The sequence below is a fragment of the Kitasatospora sp. NPDC090308 genome (assembly GCF_044769485.1).
GTDB classification, from domain to species: Bacteria; Actinomycetota; Actinomycetes; order Streptomycetales; family Streptomycetaceae; genus Kitasatospora; species Kitasatospora fiedleri.
The window spans coordinates 1-16,973 of record NZ_JBIVXY010000019.1 but is presented as its reverse complement, the minus strand read 5'-3'; the positions used below and the strand labels follow the sequence as shown (position 1 = coordinate 16,973).

Here is a 16,973-nt window from a genome sequence, read left to right as displayed (position 1 = left end):
GACGGGGCGGGCGGCGCTGCGGTTCAGTGCGGGACGGCGGCGGTGCCGCTGGTCGCGGCGGTCGCGGCGGTGCGCCGGGCGAGGTCGTCGACGACGGCGGTGAGTCGGCCGTGCCGGGCGAGGGCGGCGCGCTGCCGGTCGGCGCCGCAACCGGTGGCCAGCAGCCGGGCGGTCAGCTGCCGGGCGAGCCCGAGGTCGTCCGTGCGCAGCAGCGCGGGGGTGGTGAACTCGACCAGTGCGGGCAGCAGTCGGCGGGCGGGCCGGAGCGCGCCGGTGAGCGGGTCGGGCAGCCGGGCGTCGAGGGCGTCGGCCGCGGCGCGGCGGTGGGCCGGCCGCAGCGGGCCGTCGGGCAGCGGCCGGACCCTGGTCCGCGGGTCGAGCAGGGTGTGGGCGAGGGCGCGCAGCAGGACGGCGAGCAGCAGGACGGTGTCCAGGTCGGCGTTGCTGTCGGCGATCCGCACCTCCAGGGTGGGCAGGTGCTCGGACGGCCGGGCGTACCAGTACAGCATCCGGCGGTCGAGGATCACCCCGTCCGCGATCAGCCGGTCCAGGGCGGTGCGGTAGCCGGGTTCGTCCAGGACGGGCGCCGGGCCGACGGTCGGCCAACTGGCGTGCCGTTCGGGCCGCAGGGCGGCGGTGCCCCGGTCGATCCCCTCGCAGAACGGGGAGTTGGCGCAGAACGCCTGGAACAGCGGCAGCCAGTCGCGCAACCTGGCGTTCAGGAAGAGTGCCTGACGGAGCGTCAGGTCTCCCAGGTGGACGTGGCAGCCGCACAGTTCGGCGCCGATCTGGTCGGCGACGCCGTCGATCCGGTCGGCCAGCCGCAGGTAGCGGGGCAGCGGGGTGACGGGCAGCGGGTGGCGGCTGGGCAGCACGGCGGTGCCGGTGGCGGCGAGCCGGCAGCCGGCCCGGTCGGCGGCGGACAGCAACACGCCCCGGGTGTCGGCCAGTTCGGCGCGCAGTTCGGCGGCGGTGCGGACCGGGCGGGTGCAGCCCTCCACCTGGGTGGCCAGGAACTCGTGCTGGGCGCGCGGCCCGAGGGAGCGGGCGGCGTCCGCGACCACCGCCTCGGCGGCGGGCACGGTCACCCGGCTGCCCGGGTCGACCAGCAGGAACTCCTCCTCGACGCCGAAGCGCAGCAGCGGCGGCCGGGGGTCGGCCGGTGCGGCGCTCACGCCGGGTGCCCCGGGACGGGACCGGCCGCGTCGCGGAGGGCCGGGGCGGGTGTGACGGCAGGAGTGGTCGCGGCCGGGGCCGCTCCCGCGTCGCCCGGCGGCAGCGGGTGCCCGGCGAAGCGCGGCGGGTGGGGCGGGCACGGGGAGCCGGGACCGGCCGGGCCGCCGACCCGGGCGCCGGCGGCCCCGGCGGTGACCACGTACCCGGACCGGTCGAGCGGGTGCGGGAACGCCTCGAAGCCCTCCGGCGTCCGGCTCGGCGGGTCGGTGGACGCGGTCATCGACGGGTTCCTTCCGGCCGCAGGTCCGGGCGGGGCTCGGGTGCCGGTTCGGGCAGGGGGACGCGCAGCGAGGAGCCGGTGCCGGTGCCGGACTCGGGGCCGGAGCGCCAGGCGGCCATCAGGTGGTCGGCGAGCCGGTCCTCGGCCCGGGCGTAGGCCAGTGCGCCGAAGGCGATCTCGGGCGCGGGGCAGTCGGGCAGGGTGAGCAGCGGCTCGATCACGGTGTGCCGGACCAGCTGTTCGTGGACGGCGTCGGCGAGGACGTGCTCCCGGTAGAAGAGCGTCCCGCGCGGGGTGGCGCCGAGACGTTCGAACGCCTCGGCGAGCCGGGCCGAGCCCGGCGGGGAGGTGATCTCCACGGCCGCGAACTGCCCGACCAGCGCGGCCCGCAGGGACCGGTGCAGGCCGAACAGCGACATCGTGTTGACGACGGCCAGCGCGGGCGCGGGCACCGCGTCCAGGTACGCGCCGTAGGTCGGGTCGAGGCCGAAGTCCGTCATCATCCCGGCGAACAGCTCGGCGTGCGCCCGCTCCGGCCGCCCCGCCCCGTACTCGTCGTACTGCACCGCGACCAGGGCCGCCTTCGCCGGGTTCGGCAGCCGGGGCACCGCCCACATCTGCGGGTCGGCCTCCTTCAGGTGGTACAGCGAGCGGTGCGCCAGGTACTCGCGGGCCTGCTGCCGGGTGCCCGCCGACAGCAGGTGGTACGAGGGACCGTCACCGTCCGGGGATTCGACCAGCAGCCCGGCCAGCACGTCCGCCAGCGGCGGCGGCTCGCCCACCTCCCGGCGCAGCGCGCCCAGGAAGGCCCGCTCCAGCCGCCCGCGCAGCGCGAGCAGCGGCGGCGACCACTCCCAGGCCGGATCGACGTCCGCGAAGCCGCGGTAGTGCAGCTCGTAGCAGACGTACAGGGCGAGTTGGACGTCCTCGCCCCAGGGGTCCTCGCCCCAGGGGTCCTCGCCCCAGGGGTCCGCGCCCCAGGGGTCCTCGCTCCGGGGGTCCCCGCTCCGGAGGTCCGTCGGGAGGTCGGTCGGCACCGGCAGCGGCGTCAGGTCGGTGGGCGCGGGGCGGTGCAGCGCGGCGAGGACGGCGGCCGAGAGCGGGCCGCGGGCGGCGGGGAGGACGGGGTCGGCGGCGGTGGCGGTGGCGGTCGTACGGGCATCGGTCGGCACGGGAGTGCACCTCATTCCGAACGCAGTTCCAGGACACAGCACTTGGGCCCGCCGCCGGCCTTCCGCAGCTCCGGGAGGTCGACCGGCACCGGGACGAACCCCGCGGCCCGCAGCTGCTCGGCCAGGCCCCGGGCCCCGTCCGGCAGCACCACGTGGCGGCCGTCGCTGATGGCGTTCAGGCCGAACGCGGCGGCGTCCGACGCGTCGGCCAGGATCGCGTCCGGGTAGAGGCGGTGCAGCAGGCGGCGGGCCTCCGGGGCGAACGCGTCCGGGTAGTACATCACCCGGGAGTCGTCCAGGACGGCCAGCGCGGTGTCCAGGTGGTAGTAGTGCGGGTCGGTCAGCCGCAGCGAGACCACCGGCCGTCCGAACACCCGCTCGGCCTCCCGGTGGGCGGCCGTGGTGGTGCGGAAGCCGCTGGCGGCGAGGATGCGCGGCCCGGCCGCCAGCAGGTCGCCCTCGCCCTCGTTCACCTCGACGGCCGTCCGGACCTGCGGGAACCGCGCGGCGGCGAACCAGCGTCGGTGCGCCGCCGACTCGCCCGCGCGCTCCGGGTGCCGGAACCGCGCGACCAGCACCCGGCCGTCCACCACCGTCGCCCCGTTCGCGGTGAACACCATGTCGGGCAGGCCCGGCTCCGGCGCCAGCAGGTCGACCCGGTGACCGAGGGAGCGCAGCACCGACGCCAGCCCCCGCCACTGCCGCAGCGCCGCCGCCCGGTCCACCGGACGGTCCGGGTCCATCCACGGGTTGATCGTGTACTCCACCGCGAAGTGCTCGGGCGGGCACAGCAGGTAGCGCCGCCGCCGGACGGCCGGACCGGCGGGCCCGGGAGCGGTGGTGGCGGGAGAGGCGTTCATGCGCCGCGTCTGTCCACCGCCGTCCGGAGCGAAACGGCGCACGGGGCGCGGCGGGGACGGGCGGCGGGCCGGGGCGGCGGGGACGGGCGGCGGGCCCGCCGCCGTTCGTCAGCCGTCCCGGCGCCCCCCGGTGGCGGCCCCCGCGCCCGCGCCCAGCCGCGTGCACACGGCGGACAGCGACGCCCAGGCCGCCGCCCTGGTGCGGTAGCGGAACCGGGTCAGCAGCGGGCCGAGCCGCGGGGCCCGGCCGGGCGTCGTGCGCACTGCGGTCACCGTTCACCGGTCCGGGGGCGGGCCAGCGCGCTGTCGCCCAGGCCGGCCAGCAGTGCGCCCACCGAGGCGTGCACCTCCAGGGCGCCCGCGTCGCGCAGTTCCGCGGCGGCGAGACCGCCGCTCTCCACCCCGAGGCACGGGGTCCCGGCCCGGTTCGCCGCCTCGACGTCCCACACGCTGTCGCCGACGAACACCGAGCGGTCCGCCCGGGCGCCGACCTGTTCCAGTGCGGCGCGCACCAGGTCAGGGGCCGGTTTCGAGGCGGCCACCGCGTCCGCGTCGGTCACCGCGTGCACCGCGTCGTCGGCGTCCAGCACCTTCCGCAGCACGTCCAGTTCCCGGCCCGACGCGGAGGTCGACAGCACCACCCGCCACCCGCGCCCGGCGCACTCCCGGAGCAGCTCCGCCGCCCCCGGGAAGGCCCGCAGGCCGGGCCAGTGCTGGGCGTACAGCGCGAGGTGCGCGGCGCCGATCGCCTCGTCCTCCGACCGGTCCCGGTCGTCCCCGAGCAGGTGGTCGAGCAACTGGTCGCTGCCCATGCCGATGGCCCGGTGGATCGGGGCCGCGTCCACCTCGTGCCCGAACTGCGCCAGCGCCTGCCACCAGGCGAGGGTGTGCAGGTACGTGGTGTCCACCAGTGTGCCGTCCACGTCGAACAGCGCGGCCGCGACGTCCGCTGCCATGCCCTTCGCCTCCTCCCGATCCGTTCCTCCGCCCGGAACCGTTCCGGTGCGGGCCCCCGTCTACCCGGGCCGCCGCACCCCACACCCCCGGTCTCCGACCGGTCCCGGCGACCCGGCGGGGGCGGTCAGTTCAGCCGGGTGCCGAACGGGTCGTGCTGGGCGGCGGCGCCCGCGCCGGCGGCGGGCGCGGGCGGGGGAGGGGAGGGCAGGTCGGCCGGCGGCAGCCGGAAGCGGACGCTGCGGACGACCCGGACCAGCAGCGGGGCGTAGACCTCCGGCCAGTTGTCGACGTCCGGGGTGCCGAGTTCGAGCAGCAGCACGCCCCGGAGGGCGGGCGGCATCGGGAGGTACGCCTTGGCGGAGAGCAGCGGGACGCTCCCCCCGGCGCCGAGCTGCCAGCCCGGCTGCTGTTCGAGGGTGATCACGGCCGGTCCGGCGGGGGCGTCGAACCGGCGCACCAGCAGCGGGCGCGCCGCCCGCCGGGCGGCCGGCGGGGTGAGGACCTCGACGAGCCCGGCGGCGGCGGTGGCCTGCGGGGTGCCGTCCTCGGTGTCCAGCGCGGTGACGGTGAGCGTCGCCGTCGACAGCCGGTCGCCGATCGTGCCGACGCAGGTGCCGGACCAGATCGCGCCCGCGTCGGCCAGCGCGGCGGACCCGGCCGCGTACAGCTCGGTGAGCGCCTGCCGCCGGGCCGGGGGGAGGCCCTCGGCGGCGGACCCGAGACGGGCGAGCACCAGCTCGTAGGCATCGTCCACGTCGTCGGCGGGCTCGAACGGCACGAAGTCGGGCGGGACGTCGAACTCCACGGTCTCCGCGCGCCCCGGGCTCTCCACGTTCCCGCTGCTCTTCACGTTCTCGGTGTTCTCGGTGTTTCCCACGGTGCTGCCGGTCAACGGTCGTCCTCACGGTTCAGGGGGCCGGGCGGGGGAGGCGGCGGGGTGCCGGGGCCCGGCGGCGGGTCGTACGGGGGGCGCCGGTCGGCGCCCGCCTCGACCAACCGGTCGCGGTGGCGCCGGGCGGGCAGGTAGCCGAGCAGGAACGCCAGCGCGACGGCACCGAGGGCGGCCGCCGCCACCGGGGCGCTCGCGGCCAGGGCCAGGGCGACCACCGCGAGCACGCCGCCGATCACCAGCAGGCCCGCCGGGCGGTACTCCGAGCGGACCTGCTCGGGAGTCGCCCGGGGCATCCGGTCGGGCGCGGGCCGCAGCGGTCCGCAGCCGGGCGGCCACCCCGGCGGCGTCCACCCGGCCGGGGCCCCGGTGTGCGGGCCGGTCCACGGCACCGGCGCGGGCATGCCGGGCCGCAGGTCCGGGGCGCGCATCCAGGCACCCCGGACCCGGGCGGCCGGGTCCGCGTCCAGGACGGCCCGCACCCGCTTGTGGTGGCTGCGGCCGACCTGCCGCAGCTGTTCGAGCCGGTAGCCGTAGAGCCAGCAGAGCCAGCGCAGCTGGGGCTCGTCGAGGGTGAAGGAGTCGACCAGTTCGTCGACGGTCCCGCGCCCGTCGAACAGCAGCGCGGTGCGGGTCAGATCCATCGGGTCGCTCCGGTCGGGGTGATTTCCTGACGCACCGTCAACGACCGCCCCGGGCGGCGGCCCCGTCCTTCTCCGAGCCGTCGTGCCAGGCGTTGTCCAGGCCCACCAGCAGCGGGCCGCCCAGCAGGAGTTCGCCCCACTGGCCGCCGTCGCGGGGGAGGAACTGCCGCAGGCCGTCGGCGTCCGTCGACCAGCCGTCGAGGGTGATGCCGGTCGCGCCCAGGGCGACGCCGTTGCCGACCGCCTCCCGGGCGAACAGCGAGGCGGCGAGCTTGCCGGTCTTCCCGACCTCGCCGATCACCGGGACCATGCCCATCACGTCGACCGCGAAGCTCGGCGGGGGCACGTCCGCCCCCGCCGCCGCGGCCACGCCGTGGGTGACCAGGGCGGCGCCCGACAGGCCCATGGAGACCGCGTTCAGCGCGGCGGCGCCGACCTCCAGCGGCGGGAACACCAGCCCGGCGCCGGCCAGCGCGATCGAGCCCAGGCCGACCAGGGTGCTCGCGTTGGAGAGCAGGTCGCCGACCGCCGCGATCGCGTTGGCGTGCGACCTGGCCCACTCCACGGCGTCCTTGGCGAGCTGGACGTGCGCCTGGGCGACCTGCTTCACGGTGTCCATCAGGTTGGCGAACCAGCCCGGTCCGTCGGGCGCCTGCTCGCCGGCCCGGGCCACCACCCGCGCGGCCTGCCGGGCCAGTTGGTCGTGCTCGGCGCGCAGCGCCTCGGCCCGGGCCGCGATTCCCTGGAAGTCCGCGTCGGCGGACCGCAGTTCGGCGTCCGCCTTGCGCAACCTGGCCTCGGCGTCGGCGAGTTGGTCCGCTTCCTGGAACCAGAGGCCGCCCAGCTTCAGGTCCGGGTTGTCGGCGGCCCGGTCGCGGCGGGCCTTCGCCGCCCGGGCCTGCTCCTCCTGGTCGGCGGCGGTGCGCTGCAGGGTGGCGAGCTGGTCGCGCCAGCCCGCCAGCGCGGTGTACGCCGAGTCGAACGACGCGTGGGCGACGTCGAGTCGGCCGGGGAGCTCGGCGATCCGGGCGGAGAACGCGTCCGCCGCCTCGCCCTGCCAGGCTCCGCCGCCGCAGGACGCCCGGTTCACGCTGTTCCGGGCGTCCTCCAGCTCCTTCGCGGCCTGCCGGAGGTCCCGGACCAGCTCGTCGATGCCGGGCAGGCTGCCGGGCGCCGGGTCGAAGCCGAGCGCGTCGAAGCCGTCGCGGTCGGTCGACGCGGCCCAGGCCGGGAACGGGAGGGTCGACATCAGACGGCCTCCCCCGCCATCATCCGGCGCACCGTCTCGTCGGTCTCCCGGTACGCCCGCACGGTCACGTCCAGGCCCTCGCTGATCGCGTGCAGCGTCTCGTTGAGCTGCTTCAGCCCGTACTTCCAGTCGTCGGCGAACGCCGCGCACGCACCGTCCAGTTCACGGTGCCCGGTCACCTGCGGCGAAGTCCGGCCCAGAGCGTGCATCGCGCCCCCCATGCTGCCGTTCGCCTCGGCGAGCTCCTTCGACACCCGGCCGAGCTCGTCGGCCTCCACCCGGAACGCCCCCTGGGCCACAGCTCCCCCTCGTCTCCCCGTGCCACCGCGTCCGGCCCCTTCGCCCGGCGCAATTCCGCGCAGCCTACCCGGAATTGCGGCGGCGGGGGGATTCTGGGTGTTTCCTGAAAACGCGGTCGGAAATCGCCGGTGGCGGCGGTGGCGGGGTGAGGGCGTCAAGTAGTCGCTGGTGGACGGGAGTTGGTGGCCAGGTCGGCGGTTCCGCGGTCAAGCGCCGGAGTGGGTGCGGAACATCGTGCCGGTGGAGGGTGGAGACGGGAGTCGAACTGCCGGAAATCCGGCACCGAACCGGCGGGTGAACACCTGCTTTGTCTCGACCTGTACCACCCTTGACCTGCACTTGACCTCGGTGAATCCGGCGGAGGGGCACCGGAGCGCCGACACGGATCGGCCGCCGCCCGTCGGTGTTCGACGGGCGGCGGCCGGGGGTGCGGGGCTCAGCGCTTGAACGCGCCCTTGACCTTGTCCACGCCTTCGGCAATCCGGTCCTTGGCCTTGTCGACGCCCTGCTTCGCCTGGGACTCGGCCTGGTCGCCGCGGCCCTCGTTCTCCAGCCGGTCGTTGCCGGTCGCGGCACCGGTCTTCTCCTTCGCCGCGCCGACGGCCTCCTGGGCCTTGTGCTTCATGCGGTCGGATGCGTCACTCATGGGTCGGTCCTCCTCGATCGTGCGGTCGTTTCGTGCGGTCGTTTCCTGCGCCCGTTCCGTCCGGTCACGGGGCGGGGTCGCCGGGCGGCGGTGGCCCCGTCAGTGCGTGAAGCGGTGGCGCGGGCGGCCCTGCGGGCGCTGGGTCGTCGTCGTGGGCCGGTCGGCGGACGACAGGTCCGCCCTGGTGGCACCCGATTCGGCGGTGTGGTCCAGCGCCACGGGGGTGTCCTGCACGGGAGTCGCCCGGTGGTGGCGGCGCCAGTGCAGGCCGCCGCGCATCAGGGCGAGCCCGGCGCAGAAGATCAGCGCGAGTGCCAGCCCGGCCAGGAACGCGCCGAGGGTGCTCATGGTGGCGATCTGGTGGCCGAGCACGGTGACGCCCGTCTCGGGCCCGCCGCCGAGGTTGTCGGCGATCAGCAGACCCGCGAACGCACCGGACGCCGCGAACAGCAGAAGTCCGAGCAGCAGCATGGTCCAGGTCCTTTCGCTAGCTCCGTTGCTTCTTCGTCCCGTGGGGTCCGTTGCCCGGTTGCCCCTGGTTCGGTGGCGTCTGCCCAGTGCGCCCGGACCGAATCAGCCCCGCCGCGGCGGGTGGCGTCCGCCGGGACGGTCACGGCGGTCACGGTGCGGTGCGGCAGGTTCCTCCCGCACGCCCGACGGCGCCGCCGCCGGGTCGTCCGACCGCCCGTGCCGGAACGGAGACCCGGGGGAGGGGAGGGGAGGCGGGGCTCAGGGGGGCGGTATGCGCAAGGGACGCGGCCGGGTCGGCCGCAGGTGTGCCGGACCGGGTGCGTGGCGGGGTTCGTCGAGGGGGGCCGGGTGCGCACGGGTACGCGGTGCTCTGCGGCGGGGTGCACGCCTACCGGGGTTGGCCGCCGGCGAGGCGGCTCCTCTTTCACGTGCTGCTGTCGGCCGACCCGCTGGTGGCCCTGCTGGTGGCTCCGGGGCGTCCGTCCGGGCCGCTGCCGGGCGCGGCCGTCATGGTGGCGGACCTGGCCGCCGACTGGCGCAGCACCCTGCCCGGGTGTGGTGCCACCCGCTGGAGCACCTGCGGCCGATCGGGCTGCTGCCGACCACGCTGTTCGGGGGGTTCGTGTGCGCCGCCGCCGTCCCGCTGAGCGGTTCTTCCGGACGCGGGCGCGGGCCGGGGCGGGTGTCGGCGGGGCCGGGGGCCGGCCGGGTCGAGCCGCTCGGGGGCGGTGGAACTCCGGCCGGCCGGCGGGGAGCGGTCAGAGCTCCTTGATGCGGGCCTTGAGCAGGCAGAACTCGTTGCCCTCGGGGTCCACGAGGACGTGCCAGGACTCCTCGCCGGTCTGCCCGATGTCGGCCGGGCGGGCACCGAGGGCGAGCAGTCGCTCCAGCTCGGCGTCCTGGTCGCGGTCGGTCGGGTTGACGTCGATGTGCAGCCGGGACTTGCCGGGCTCCGGCTCGGCCCGGGCGCTCAGGAACAGCGTGGGCTGCGCGCCGCCGAAGCCCTCGCGCGGGCCGATCTCGACGCTGCCGTCGTCCTCGCGGCCGAGCACCACGAAGTCCAGCACCTCGCACCAGAACCGGGCCAGGACCTCGGGCTCCCGGCAACCGAGTACGAGTTCACTGATCCGACATGCCATCGACCGAACCTGCTTCCGCTGAGGGGATGTGACGATTCGTCCGCACCCCCGCGGCCTCACGGCCGCCGCGGCGCGGACCCGCCCGCGACCGTACCCGGGGGAACGGCCGGGCGCGACCGATTTTTCCGCCCGGAGTGTCGCGCCCGGAGCGCCGTGCGCCGCGCACCTGTCCGTGAGGAGATGTCACTCCTGTTAGACCCCGTAACGGCGGCTGGACTCCCCGGACGGGGCGCGCCGGCGGAGGTGGGGCAGGACTGGCTCGAAGAGGACGGCCGATCGGTGTCCGACGCGGCCCCGGTGGCTCGGGGCTGACGACGACCGCCCCGCCCTGCCGGGTGGGGCAGGGCGGGGCGGAGCGTCTGGGGTCACGGGCTCGGTGGTGGGGGGCTGGGCTGCGGGGTGGGTTCGGGCTGCGGGTCGGGGTGGAGCGGGGGCCCGGGGCGGCCCGGCGGTTCCGGGTCCGGGAGGGGGTCGGGGCGGCCGGGGCCGGGGGGACCGGGGTTCGGGGGCTGCGGATCGGGCGGGATCGGGGCGATCGGCGGGTCCGGGTCCGGGCGCGGCGGGGTGGGGGAGAGCGGGCCGGGCGGATCGGTCGGCCGGGGCGGGACGTCGGGCGGGTCGGGCGGCCGGACGTCCGGGTCGGCGGGCACCGGGATGGTCATCGCGGTCACCGCCCCAGGGCGTGCGCGAGCTGGTCCTTGTTCATCTTCGAGCGGCCCTTGACGCCGCGCTGCCGCGCCTCGTTGTACAGCTGGTCGTACGTCGGACCGCCGGCTCCGCGGTGCGAGCGCTTGCCGCCCCGGTGGCCGGAGGAGACGTCGTGGAGGGAGCTGCGGCTGGCCGTCCGGCTCTCGCCGTGCCGGGCGCGCTCCTTGTTGACCGTGCGGGCGGCGATCTCCTCGGCGCGCTTCTCGCTCGATCCGCGCTCCAGCTGGCTCTCCTTGATGTGCTCGTACTGCCGCTCCCGCTTGGGGCTCGATCCGGCGGGCATGGTCGGACTCCTCTCGTCGCGGACGGTTCACCGGCCCGCATACCCGGATCAAGGCGGGTGAATCGGGGGAATCCGGTTCGCGGCGGCCGGACGGGGGTAGGAATAGGTCGCCATGCCGGGCGCACCGCCCGGCGCGGCCGACCCGCAGGGGTCCGTCACCCCACGGCATGCGAGCCGCGAGCCGCGTGCTGGGAGCCGTCGCCTGAAGAAGCCGGGTTCCACGGTTCTCCGCCCGCCCTGCCGCCGTGCGGCCCACCGAGTCCCGGACGGGGTTCTTCCACCGTCCGGAGCCCGGCACGCCGCAGTCCGCGCGCAGGGAGGGTCCCACCGTTCCCCGGAGATGACTCCCCGTGACCACCACGTCCACTCTGCGCGGCACCCCCGCGTCCGGCGGCGCCCCCGCCTCCACCCCCGGACCAGGGACGGCCGAGGTCGACCCGATGCACCGGCCCACCCGGCGGGAGATGCGGGCGATGGGCAAGTACGAGGCGCGCCGGCTCAGCGACGCGCTGTTCGCCCGACTGGCCGAACTGCCCCCCGAGGACCCCGCCCACAGCTACGTCCGCGGCACCCTGATCGAGCTGAACATGCCGCTGGTGCGGTTCGTCGCCGCCCGGTTCCGGCACCGCCCCGAGGAGCTCGACGACATCATCCAGGTCGGCACCGTCGGGCTGATCAAGGCCGTCGACGGCTTCGACCCGGAGCGCGGCGTCGAGTTCGTCACGTACGCGATCCCCACCGTCTCCGGCGAGATCAAGCGGTTCTTCCGCGACACCTCGTGGCCGCTGCGCGTCCCGCGCAGCGTGCAGGAGCGCTACCTGGCCGCCGCCCGCGCCTCCGACCGGCTCGAACAGAGCCTCGGCCGGCTGCCCGACACCGCCGAACTCGCCGAGGAGCTGCACGTCACCGAGGAGGAGGCCGCCGAGGGGATCGACGCCGGACGGCTCTGCCGCTGCGACTCGCTCGACTCGCTGCGCGACGAGGACTCCGACGACAGCGGCAGCGCGCTGATCAACCGGCTCGGCGGCTGCGACCCCGAACTGGAGGTCGCCGAACTCCGGGTGATGGCCAAGCCGTTCATCAGCCGCCTGCCCGAACGGGAGCGCGCCGTCCTGCTGCTGCGGTTCTGGGGCGGACTCACCCAGAACGAGATCGCCGCCGAGATCGGCGTCTCCCAGATGCACGTCTCCCGGATCCTCTCCGCCACCCTCGCCGGACTGCGCGCGCAGATCGAGGGCGCGCAGATCGAGGGCGCGGCCGGGGAGGGCGAGGAGCGGAGCCGGGAGGACGCCGACGGCACGTGCGACGAGCCGGGCGAGGAGGAGGCCGGGTGCGCGGTGCACGGCGCGGCTGATTGAGGTCCGGGCCGCCCGGGTAGCCGCGAGGCCGTGCCACCCGGGGGACGAGGAGCCGACGCCGAACGGCAGGAGGTGTTCGCACGTGGACGCACAGCCCGGCCCGGGCCCCGGTGTCCCGCTCACCGTCACCCCGCTCACCGTCGTGCTGCGCCACCCGCCCGGCGCACTGGTGGTGCGGCCCGAGGGCGAACTCGACCACGACAGCGTCGAACCCCTCCTGGACGCGCTGGAACAGGCGGTCGACGACCGGCCCGGACGGGTGGTGGTGGACTGCGGCGGCCTCGAGTTCTGCGACTCCACCGGCCTCAACCTGCTGCTGCGCGCCCACGCCGCCGCCCGGCGGACCGGCCTGCCGCTGCTGCTGGCCGCGCCCGGACGGGCGGTCGGCCGCCTGCTGGAGATCACCGGCGCGGACGAGGTGCTGGCCGTCCACCCCACCGTCGAGGACGCCCTCGCGGCGGATCTGGGAGAACCGGCGGAGCCCGGTGGAGCGGCGGAGCCCGGCACGTCCGGCGCGGACGACCCGTCCGGGGCCCCGTGATGGCCGCGCACCCCGCCGACCCCGCCGACCCGGCCTACTCCGCCGCCCCCGCCGGGCCGGTCCCGGCCGGGCCGGAGCGGCGGTGCCTGCCGCTGGCCGCCGCGCCCGGGGCGGTCGCCCGGAGCCGGGAGTTCACCCGCGGCGCGCTGCGGACCTGGGGCTGGCTGGCCGCGCCGGACGAGGGCACCCGGGCCGCCGCCCAGGACGTCCTGCTGATGACCAGCGAACTGGTGACCAACGCCTGCCAGCACGCCGCCGGGCCCTACACGCTGGAACTGTCCAGGTACGGGCCGCTGCTGCGGGTCGCCGTCCGGGACGCCGACGACCGCCCCCCGGTGCTGCGCCCGCCCGCGGAGCCCGCCCGGCCCGGCGGGCACGGGCTGCGGGTGGTCGACCGGCTGGCCGCCGCGTGGGGCAGCGAACCGGCGGTGGGCGGCGGGAAGACGGTGTGGCTGGAGATCGTCCGCCCCCCGGCGGAACCCTGAACGCGGTGCCACAGGGGGAGCCAGGAGCGGTCCCGCCCGCGGGGGCCGTGCCGCGCTCTCGGAGCCGAGGCGGTGGTCACGTGCGCCGGGGTGACCCGGGTGACCCCCGCCCGTTGCTCGACCGCGCCCTGGCGGCCGGCACCGCCGACACCGACGACGACACCTGCCCGATCGCCGTCGAGGTCCTCGACACCCCCGGCGGCCCGTCCGGTGGCGAACCGGACGGAAGCGTTTGATCCGGGGCGAACCGGTCAGACGCCTGCCAGACCCGTACGCAAGCGACCGAAACGCGAAACGGAGGAACACGCATGAGCATGGTCCAGAAGACCGTCGAGGTGGACGTCCCCCTGCACACCGCGTACGACCAGTGGACGCAGTTCGAGGACTTCCCCCACTTCATGGACGGCGTCGAGCAGGTGGTCCAGATCGACGAGCGGCACAACCACTGGCGGACGAAGATCGCCGGGGTGACCCGGGAGTTCGACACCGAGATCATCGACCAGCTGCCCGACCAGAAGATCGCCTGGCGGACCGTCGGCGGCGACGTCCAGCAGAAGGGCACGGTCAGCTTCACCCCGCTCGGCGACACGCGCTGCGAGGTGCGCCTGGCGATGGACTACGACCCCCAGGGCATGGCCGAGCACGCCGCCGACGCCCTCGGCATGGTCGACCGGCGGGTGAGCGGTGACCTCGACCGCTTCAAGTCCTTCATCGAGGAGCGCGGCGTGGAGAACGGCGGCTGGCGCGGGCGGATCACCCCCGCCTGACCCCCCGCCGCCCGCCCCCGTCCGATCCCCCTTCCCCATCCGCGCCGACCGCGCCCCGCGCCGCCCCGCACCGTCCAGCGGGGCGGCGCGGCGCTGCCCGGGGGAGCCGGGACGGAGCCGGGCAGGTCCGGTCGATACGGGGCGGGAACGGTCGGGAGCGGTCGATACCGGTGGTACCGGTGCCCGGCGGGGCCGGCGGCCAGTACGCTCGTCGTCCCGGTCGGAGCAGGGCGCGGGGGCGAGGACCCCGTGCGCCCCCGGCCGGGCGGACGCCGAGACGTACCGGGAGGCGCCGTGGACCGTCGCAGTTTCGTGGGGTTCGGCGCGGTCTCGCTCGCCGCGCTGGCCGCGCTGGCCGCACCCGGCGGGCCCGGCGGGACGGCCGACCCCGGGCGGCTGGGGACGCTGCTGGGCGGCACCCGGGTGGACACCGAGTTCGTCGCCTGGCTGGAGAGCGGCGGCCACGGACTGGCCGCCCTGCCCGCCGAGCAGCGCGGCCGGTCCGCCCGCCTGCTGGACGCCCAACTCGCCACCGTCCGGACCCTGATCGCCACCGGCCGGTACGACGAACCCACCGGTCGGCGGCTGCACCGGCTGGCCGCCTCCCTCGCCACCACCAGCGGCTGGCACCGCTTCGACCAGGGCCGCCACCCCGCCGCCGGACGCCGGTGGGAACTCGCCCTCCAGTCCGCCCACCGCGCCGGCGACCGCGAACGCGCCGCCGGGGTCCTCGCCGACGCCGCCTACCAGGCCACCTGGCTCGGCCGCCCCGCAGCCGCCGCCGACCGCCTCGACTACGCCCTCACCGCCACCCTCCACCCCACCGCCCGCGCCCTGCTGCTGCTCCGCCGGGCCCGCGCCCACGCCGCCCGCCACGACCCGGCCGCCTGCCGGCACGACCTGGCCGCCGCCGAACGCGCCCTCGCCACCCCGTCCCCCGACCCGGCCCCCGCCTGGTGCGCCTGGATGGGCCCCGCCGACCTCGCCGTCGACTCCGGCGGCTGCCTGCTCGACCTCGGCCACCCCGCCGCCGCCCGCAGCCGGATCGCCGAGGGGCTCGCCCGGCTCCCGCCCGCCCGGGCCAAGACCCGCGGCGTCTTCCTCGCCTACCAGGCCCGCACCCACCTGCGCACCGGCGAGGTCGAACAGGCACTCGCCGCCACCGCCGAGTCCCTCGACCTGGCCGCCCGGATCGGCTCCCCGCGCTGCGCCGCCCTGGTCCGCGGCCTGGCCCCGGCCTTCGGCCCGTACCGCCGACAGGCCGGCGTCCCGGAGCTGCTGGAGCGGATCGGCGCCGCCGGGGCAACCCGGGTGGGCTGATCGGGGCGGGCCGATCACGGAGGTGTGCCGGGGGCCGGGCCAGGGCAGACGCGCCCCTGGCCCGCCCGGACGCACCGGGCGCACGGCCGGACGACGGAGGTCGAAGATGTCCGCACCGCACCGCCGCACCGCCGCTTCCGCCGCCGGGGACGGCTCGACAGCCGTCGAGACGGACGTCCCGGGCCGGTTGGACCGGCTCCCCTGGTCACCCTGGCACTGGCGCATCCTGATCGGCCTGGGCACCGTCTGGATCCTGGACGGCCTGGAAGTCACCGTGGTCGGCAACCTGGCCGCCCGACTGGCCGAGCCGGGCAGCGGCATCGCGATCAGCAGCGCCCAGGTCACCACCGTCGCCGCCGCGATCTACGTGGCGGGCGCCTGCACCGGGGCGCTGTTCTTCGGCTGGCTGACCGACCGGCTGGGCCGGAAGAAGCTGTTCATGCTCACCCTGGCCGTCTACCTGGTCGCGACCGGCATCACCGCGCTGTCCTGGACGCCCTGGTTCTTCTTCCTCTGCCGGTTCTTCACCGGCTTCGGCATCGGCGGCGAGTACGCCGCCATCAACTCGGCGATCGACGAACTGATCCCGGCCCGGGTGCGCGGCCGGATCGACCTGATCGTCAACGGCAGCTTCTGGATCGGCGCCGCGCTCGGCGCGTTCGCCTCCATCCTGCTGCTGAACACCTCGCTGTTCGCCACCGACGTCGGCTGGCGGCTGGCGTTCGGCATCGGCGTGGTGCTCGGCCTGGTCATCCTGCTGGTGCGCCGGCACGTCCCGGAGAGCCCGCGCTGGCTGTTCACGCACGGGCAGGGCGAGGAGGCGGAACGGATCGTCGCCGAGGCCGAGGAGATCGTCGAGCGCGAGACCGGCAAGCCGCTGCCACCGGTGGACGAGCCGCCGATCACGATCCGCGAGCGCGGCCCGATCGGCTTCGTCACCATCGCCCGGACCCTGGTCTCCACCTACCCGCGCCGCACGATCCTGGGCCTGTCGCTGTTCATCGGGCAGTCCTTCCTCTACAACTCGATCACCTTCGGGTACGCGGCGATCCTCACCCAGTTCTTCGACGTCCCGGCGGGCCGGACCGGCTACTACTTCGCGGTGATCGCGGTCGGCAACTTCCTCGGACCGGTGCTGCTCGGCCACTTCTTCGACTCGGTCGGCCGCAAACCGATGATCGCGGGCAGCTACATCGGCTCGGGCGTGCTGCTGTTCGGCACCGCCTGGCTGTTCGACAACGGCTCGCTGAGCGCCACCACCATGACGGCCTGCTGGACGGTCGTGCTGTTCTTCGCCTCCGCCGGGGCGAGCGCCGCCTACCTGACGGTCAGCGAGATCTTCCCGCTGGAGACCCGGGCGCTGTGCATCGCCTTCTTCTACGCGGTCGGCACGGCGGCGGGCGGCATCTCCGGGCCGCTGCTCTTCAACGGCCTGGTCAGCAGCGGCGAGGTCGGCGACGCGACGCTGGCGTTCTGCATCGGCGCGGCGCTGATGACGGCCGCGGGCCTGGTCGAGGCGTTCCTCGGCGTCCGGGCCGAACGCCGCAGCCTGGAGTCGCTGGCCGCGCCGCTCAGCCAGGTCGAACGGGCCGACGCCGGCACCTGACGCCGGGGCGGCGGCGTACGGGCGCGGGGGGGGGGGGGGGGCCCCCCCGCCCGCCCCCCCCCCCCCCCCCCGCGGGGGGGGGGGGGGGCAGATAAAACAGGTGGTTTTGGGATAACGCGGGG

Annotated in this window: 23 protein-coding genes; 7 read left to right on the top strand and 16 right to left on the bottom strand. The window is 76.2% G+C overall.

Going from position 1 to position 16,973, the window contains the following annotated elements; translation table 11 throughout:
* Positions 1-23 precede the first annotated feature (23 nt).
* The 16 genes from ACIQVD_RS30430 to ACIQVD_RS30355 all read right to left on the bottom strand — a co-directional run bounded on the left by ACIQVD_RS30430 (position 24) and on the right by ACIQVD_RS30355 (position 10,774).
* Entirely contained in the window at positions 24-1,175 is a 1,152-nt protein-coding gene (locus ACIQVD_RS30430) for a YbdK family carboxylate-amine ligase (RefSeq protein WP_402292350.1), read from the bottom strand.
* Positions 1,172-1,456, bottom strand: a complete 285-nt coding sequence (locus ACIQVD_RS30425; protein WP_402292349.1) for a hypothetical protein — start codon at positions 1,454-1,456, stop codon at positions 1,172-1,174. The genes ACIQVD_RS30430 and ACIQVD_RS30425 overlap by 4 nt, the downstream gene beginning before the upstream one ends.
* Positions 1,453-2,643, bottom strand: coding sequence for an iron-containing redox enzyme family protein (locus ACIQVD_RS30420; RefSeq protein WP_402292348.1), 1,191 nt, complete (start codon positions 2,641-2,643; stop codon positions 1,453-1,455). The genes ACIQVD_RS30425 and ACIQVD_RS30420 overlap by 4 nt, the downstream gene beginning before the upstream one ends.
* Complete coding sequence (gene ddaH / locus ACIQVD_RS30415; RefSeq protein ID WP_402292347.1) at positions 2,640-3,488, bottom strand: dimethylargininase; 849 nt, start codon at positions 3,486-3,488, stop codon at positions 2,640-2,642. The genes ACIQVD_RS30420 and ddaH overlap by 4 nt, the downstream gene beginning before the upstream one ends.
* 108 nt (positions 3,489-3,596) lie before the next feature.
* Complete coding sequence (locus tag ACIQVD_RS30410) at positions 3,597-3,752, bottom strand: hypothetical protein (protein ID WP_159072968.1); 156 nt, start codon at positions 3,750-3,752, stop codon at positions 3,597-3,599.
* A 5-nt stretch (positions 3,753-3,757) separates the two neighbouring features.
* Positions 3,758-4,444, bottom strand: coding sequence for an HAD family hydrolase (locus tag ACIQVD_RS30405; RefSeq protein ID WP_402292346.1), 687 nt, complete (start codon positions 4,442-4,444; stop codon positions 3,758-3,760).
* A gap of 125 nt (positions 4,445-4,569) precedes the next feature.
* Positions 4,570-5,337, bottom strand: a complete 768-nt coding sequence (locus ACIQVD_RS30400; protein WP_402292344.1) for a hypothetical protein — start codon at positions 5,335-5,337, stop codon at positions 4,570-4,572.
* Complete coding sequence (locus ACIQVD_RS30395; protein WP_402292343.1) at positions 5,334-5,978, bottom strand: hypothetical protein; 645 nt, start codon at positions 5,976-5,978, stop codon at positions 5,334-5,336. Before ACIQVD_RS30395 ends, ACIQVD_RS30400 begins: the two co-directional genes overlap by 4 nt.
* A gap of 37 nt (positions 5,979-6,015) precedes the next feature.
* Positions 6,016-7,227, bottom strand: coding sequence for a hypothetical protein (locus ACIQVD_RS30390; protein WP_402292342.1), 1,212 nt, complete (start codon positions 7,225-7,227; stop codon positions 6,016-6,018).
* A complete protein-coding gene (locus tag ACIQVD_RS30385) occupies positions 7,227-7,526 on the bottom strand; it encodes a WXG100 family type VII secretion target (protein WP_400693909.1) in 300 nt (99 codons plus the stop codon). The genes ACIQVD_RS30390 and ACIQVD_RS30385 overlap by 1 nt, the downstream gene beginning before the upstream one ends.
* Before the next feature lie 437 nt (positions 7,527-7,963).
* Positions 7,964-8,173 (bottom strand): CsbD family protein, encoded by a 210-nt coding sequence (locus ACIQVD_RS30380; protein ID WP_282204736.1) that lies wholly within the window; start codon positions 8,171-8,173, stop codon positions 7,964-7,966.
* 99 nt (positions 8,174-8,272) lie between these two features.
* Positions 8,273-8,644, bottom strand: a complete 372-nt coding sequence (locus ACIQVD_RS30375) for a hypothetical protein (protein ID WP_400693905.1) — start codon at positions 8,642-8,644, stop codon at positions 8,273-8,275.
* 424 nt (positions 8,645-9,068) lie between these two features.
* A complete protein-coding gene (locus ACIQVD_RS30370) occupies positions 9,069-9,209 on the bottom strand; it encodes a hypothetical protein (RefSeq protein WP_402292341.1) in 141 nt (46 codons plus the stop codon).
* A 193-nt stretch (positions 9,210-9,402) separates the two neighbouring features.
* Complete coding sequence (locus tag ACIQVD_RS30365) at positions 9,403-9,783, bottom strand: VOC family protein (protein ID WP_282204734.1); 381 nt, start codon at positions 9,781-9,783, stop codon at positions 9,403-9,405.
* 365 nt (positions 9,784-10,148) lie between these two features.
* The gene (locus ACIQVD_RS30360; RefSeq protein WP_402292340.1) at positions 10,149-10,445 is read right to left on the bottom strand and encodes a hypothetical protein; all 297 of its coding nucleotides are present in this window, start codon (positions 10,443-10,445) and stop codon (positions 10,149-10,151) included.
* Between the two features lie 5 nt (positions 10,446-10,450).
* Positions 10,451-10,774, bottom strand: coding sequence for a plasmid stabilization protein (locus ACIQVD_RS30355; RefSeq protein WP_100834857.1), 324 nt, complete (start codon positions 10,772-10,774; stop codon positions 10,451-10,453).
* Positions 10,775-11,124: 350 nt separating this feature from the next.
* Here ACIQVD_RS30355 and ACIQVD_RS30350 point away from each other — a divergent pair, with 350 nt between their 5' ends.
* From ACIQVD_RS30350 to ACIQVD_RS30320, 7 genes are all read left to right on the top strand, one after another.
* Positions 11,125-12,132 (top strand): SigB/SigF/SigG family RNA polymerase sigma factor, encoded by a 1,008-nt coding sequence (locus ACIQVD_RS30350; RefSeq protein WP_402292339.1) that lies wholly within the window; start codon positions 11,125-11,127, stop codon positions 12,130-12,132.
* A gap of 82 nt (positions 12,133-12,214) precedes the next feature.
* Positions 12,215-12,673 carry an STAS domain-containing protein gene (locus tag ACIQVD_RS30345; RefSeq protein ID WP_400693894.1) on the top strand — a complete coding sequence of 153 codons (459 nt, stop codon included), beginning with the start codon at positions 12,215-12,217 and terminating at the stop codon, positions 12,671-12,673.
* On the top strand, positions 12,673-13,158 hold the full coding sequence (locus ACIQVD_RS30340) for an ATP-binding protein (protein ID WP_400693891.1): 486 nt from the start codon (positions 12,673-12,675) through the stop codon (positions 13,156-13,158). Before ACIQVD_RS30345 ends, ACIQVD_RS30340 begins: the two co-directional genes overlap by 1 nt.
* Positions 13,159-13,271: 113 nt before the next feature.
* Positions 13,272-13,394 (top strand): hypothetical protein, encoded by a 123-nt coding sequence (locus ACIQVD_RS30335; protein ID WP_400693888.1) that lies wholly within the window; start codon positions 13,272-13,274, stop codon positions 13,392-13,394.
* Between the two features lie 72 nt (positions 13,395-13,466).
* Positions 13,467-13,925, top strand: coding sequence for an SRPBCC family protein (locus tag ACIQVD_RS30330; RefSeq protein ID WP_400693885.1), 459 nt, complete (start codon positions 13,467-13,469; stop codon positions 13,923-13,925).
* 294 nt (positions 13,926-14,219) lie between these two features.
* Complete coding sequence (locus ACIQVD_RS30325) at positions 14,220-15,245, top strand: XRE family transcriptional regulator (protein WP_402292338.1); 1,026 nt, start codon at positions 14,220-14,222, stop codon at positions 15,243-15,245.
* 106 nt (positions 15,246-15,351) lie between these two features.
* Positions 15,352-16,851: an MFS transporter gene (locus tag ACIQVD_RS30320; protein WP_400693879.1), complete on the top strand. Its 1,500-nt coding sequence runs from the start codon at positions 15,352-15,354 to the stop codon at positions 16,849-16,851.
* Positions 16,852-16,973: the final 122 nt, after the last annotated feature.

Coding starts and splice junctions, on each gene's coding strand:
- ACIQVD_RS30425 (WP_402292349.1), bottom strand. CDS start 1,456: ATGACCGCGTCCACCGACCCGCCGAGCCGGACGCCGGAGGGCTTCGAG.
- ACIQVD_RS30420 (WP_402292348.1), bottom strand. CDS start 2,643: ATGAGGTGCACTCCCGTGCCGACCGATGCCCGTACGACCGCCACCGCC.
- ddaH (WP_402292347.1), bottom strand. CDS start 3,488: ATGAACGCCTCTCCCGCCACCACCGCTCCCGGGCCCGCCGGTCCGGCC.
- ACIQVD_RS30405 (WP_402292346.1), bottom strand. CDS start 4,444: ATGGCAGCGGACGTCGCGGCCGCGCTGTTCGACGTGGACGGCACACTG.
- ACIQVD_RS30395 (WP_402292343.1), bottom strand. CDS start 5,978: ATGGATCTGACCCGCACCGCGCTGCTGTTCGACGGGCGCGGGACCGTC.
- ACIQVD_RS30390 (WP_402292342.1), bottom strand. CDS start 7,227: ATGTCGACCCTCCCGTTCCCGGCCTGGGCCGCGTCGACCGACCGCGAC.
- ACIQVD_RS30380 (WP_282204736.1), bottom strand. CDS start 8,173: ATGAGTGACGCATCCGACCGCATGAAGCACAAGGCCCAGGAGGCCGTC.
- ACIQVD_RS30375 (WP_400693905.1), bottom strand. CDS start 8,644: ATGCTGCTGCTCGGACTTCTGCTGTTCGCGGCGTCCGGTGCGTTCGCG.
- ACIQVD_RS30365 (WP_282204734.1), bottom strand. CDS start 9,783: ATGGCATGTCGGATCAGTGAACTCGTACTCGGTTGCCGGGAGCCCGAG.
- ACIQVD_RS30360 (WP_402292340.1), bottom strand. CDS start 10,445: ATGACCATCCCGGTGCCCGCCGACCCGGACGTCCGGCCGCCCGACCCG.
- ACIQVD_RS30355 (WP_100834857.1), bottom strand. CDS start 10,774: ATGCCCGCCGGATCGAGCCCCAAGCGGGAGCGGCAGTACGAGCACATC.
- ACIQVD_RS30340 (WP_400693891.1), top strand. CDS start 12,673: ATGGCCGCGCACCCCGCCGACCCCGCCGACCCGGCCTACTCCGCCGCC.
- ACIQVD_RS30330 (WP_400693885.1), top strand. CDS start 13,467: ATGAGCATGGTCCAGAAGACCGTCGAGGTGGACGTCCCCCTGCACACC.
- ACIQVD_RS30320 (WP_400693879.1), top strand. CDS start 15,352: ATGTCCGCACCGCACCGCCGCACCGCCGCTTCCGCCGCCGGGGACGGC.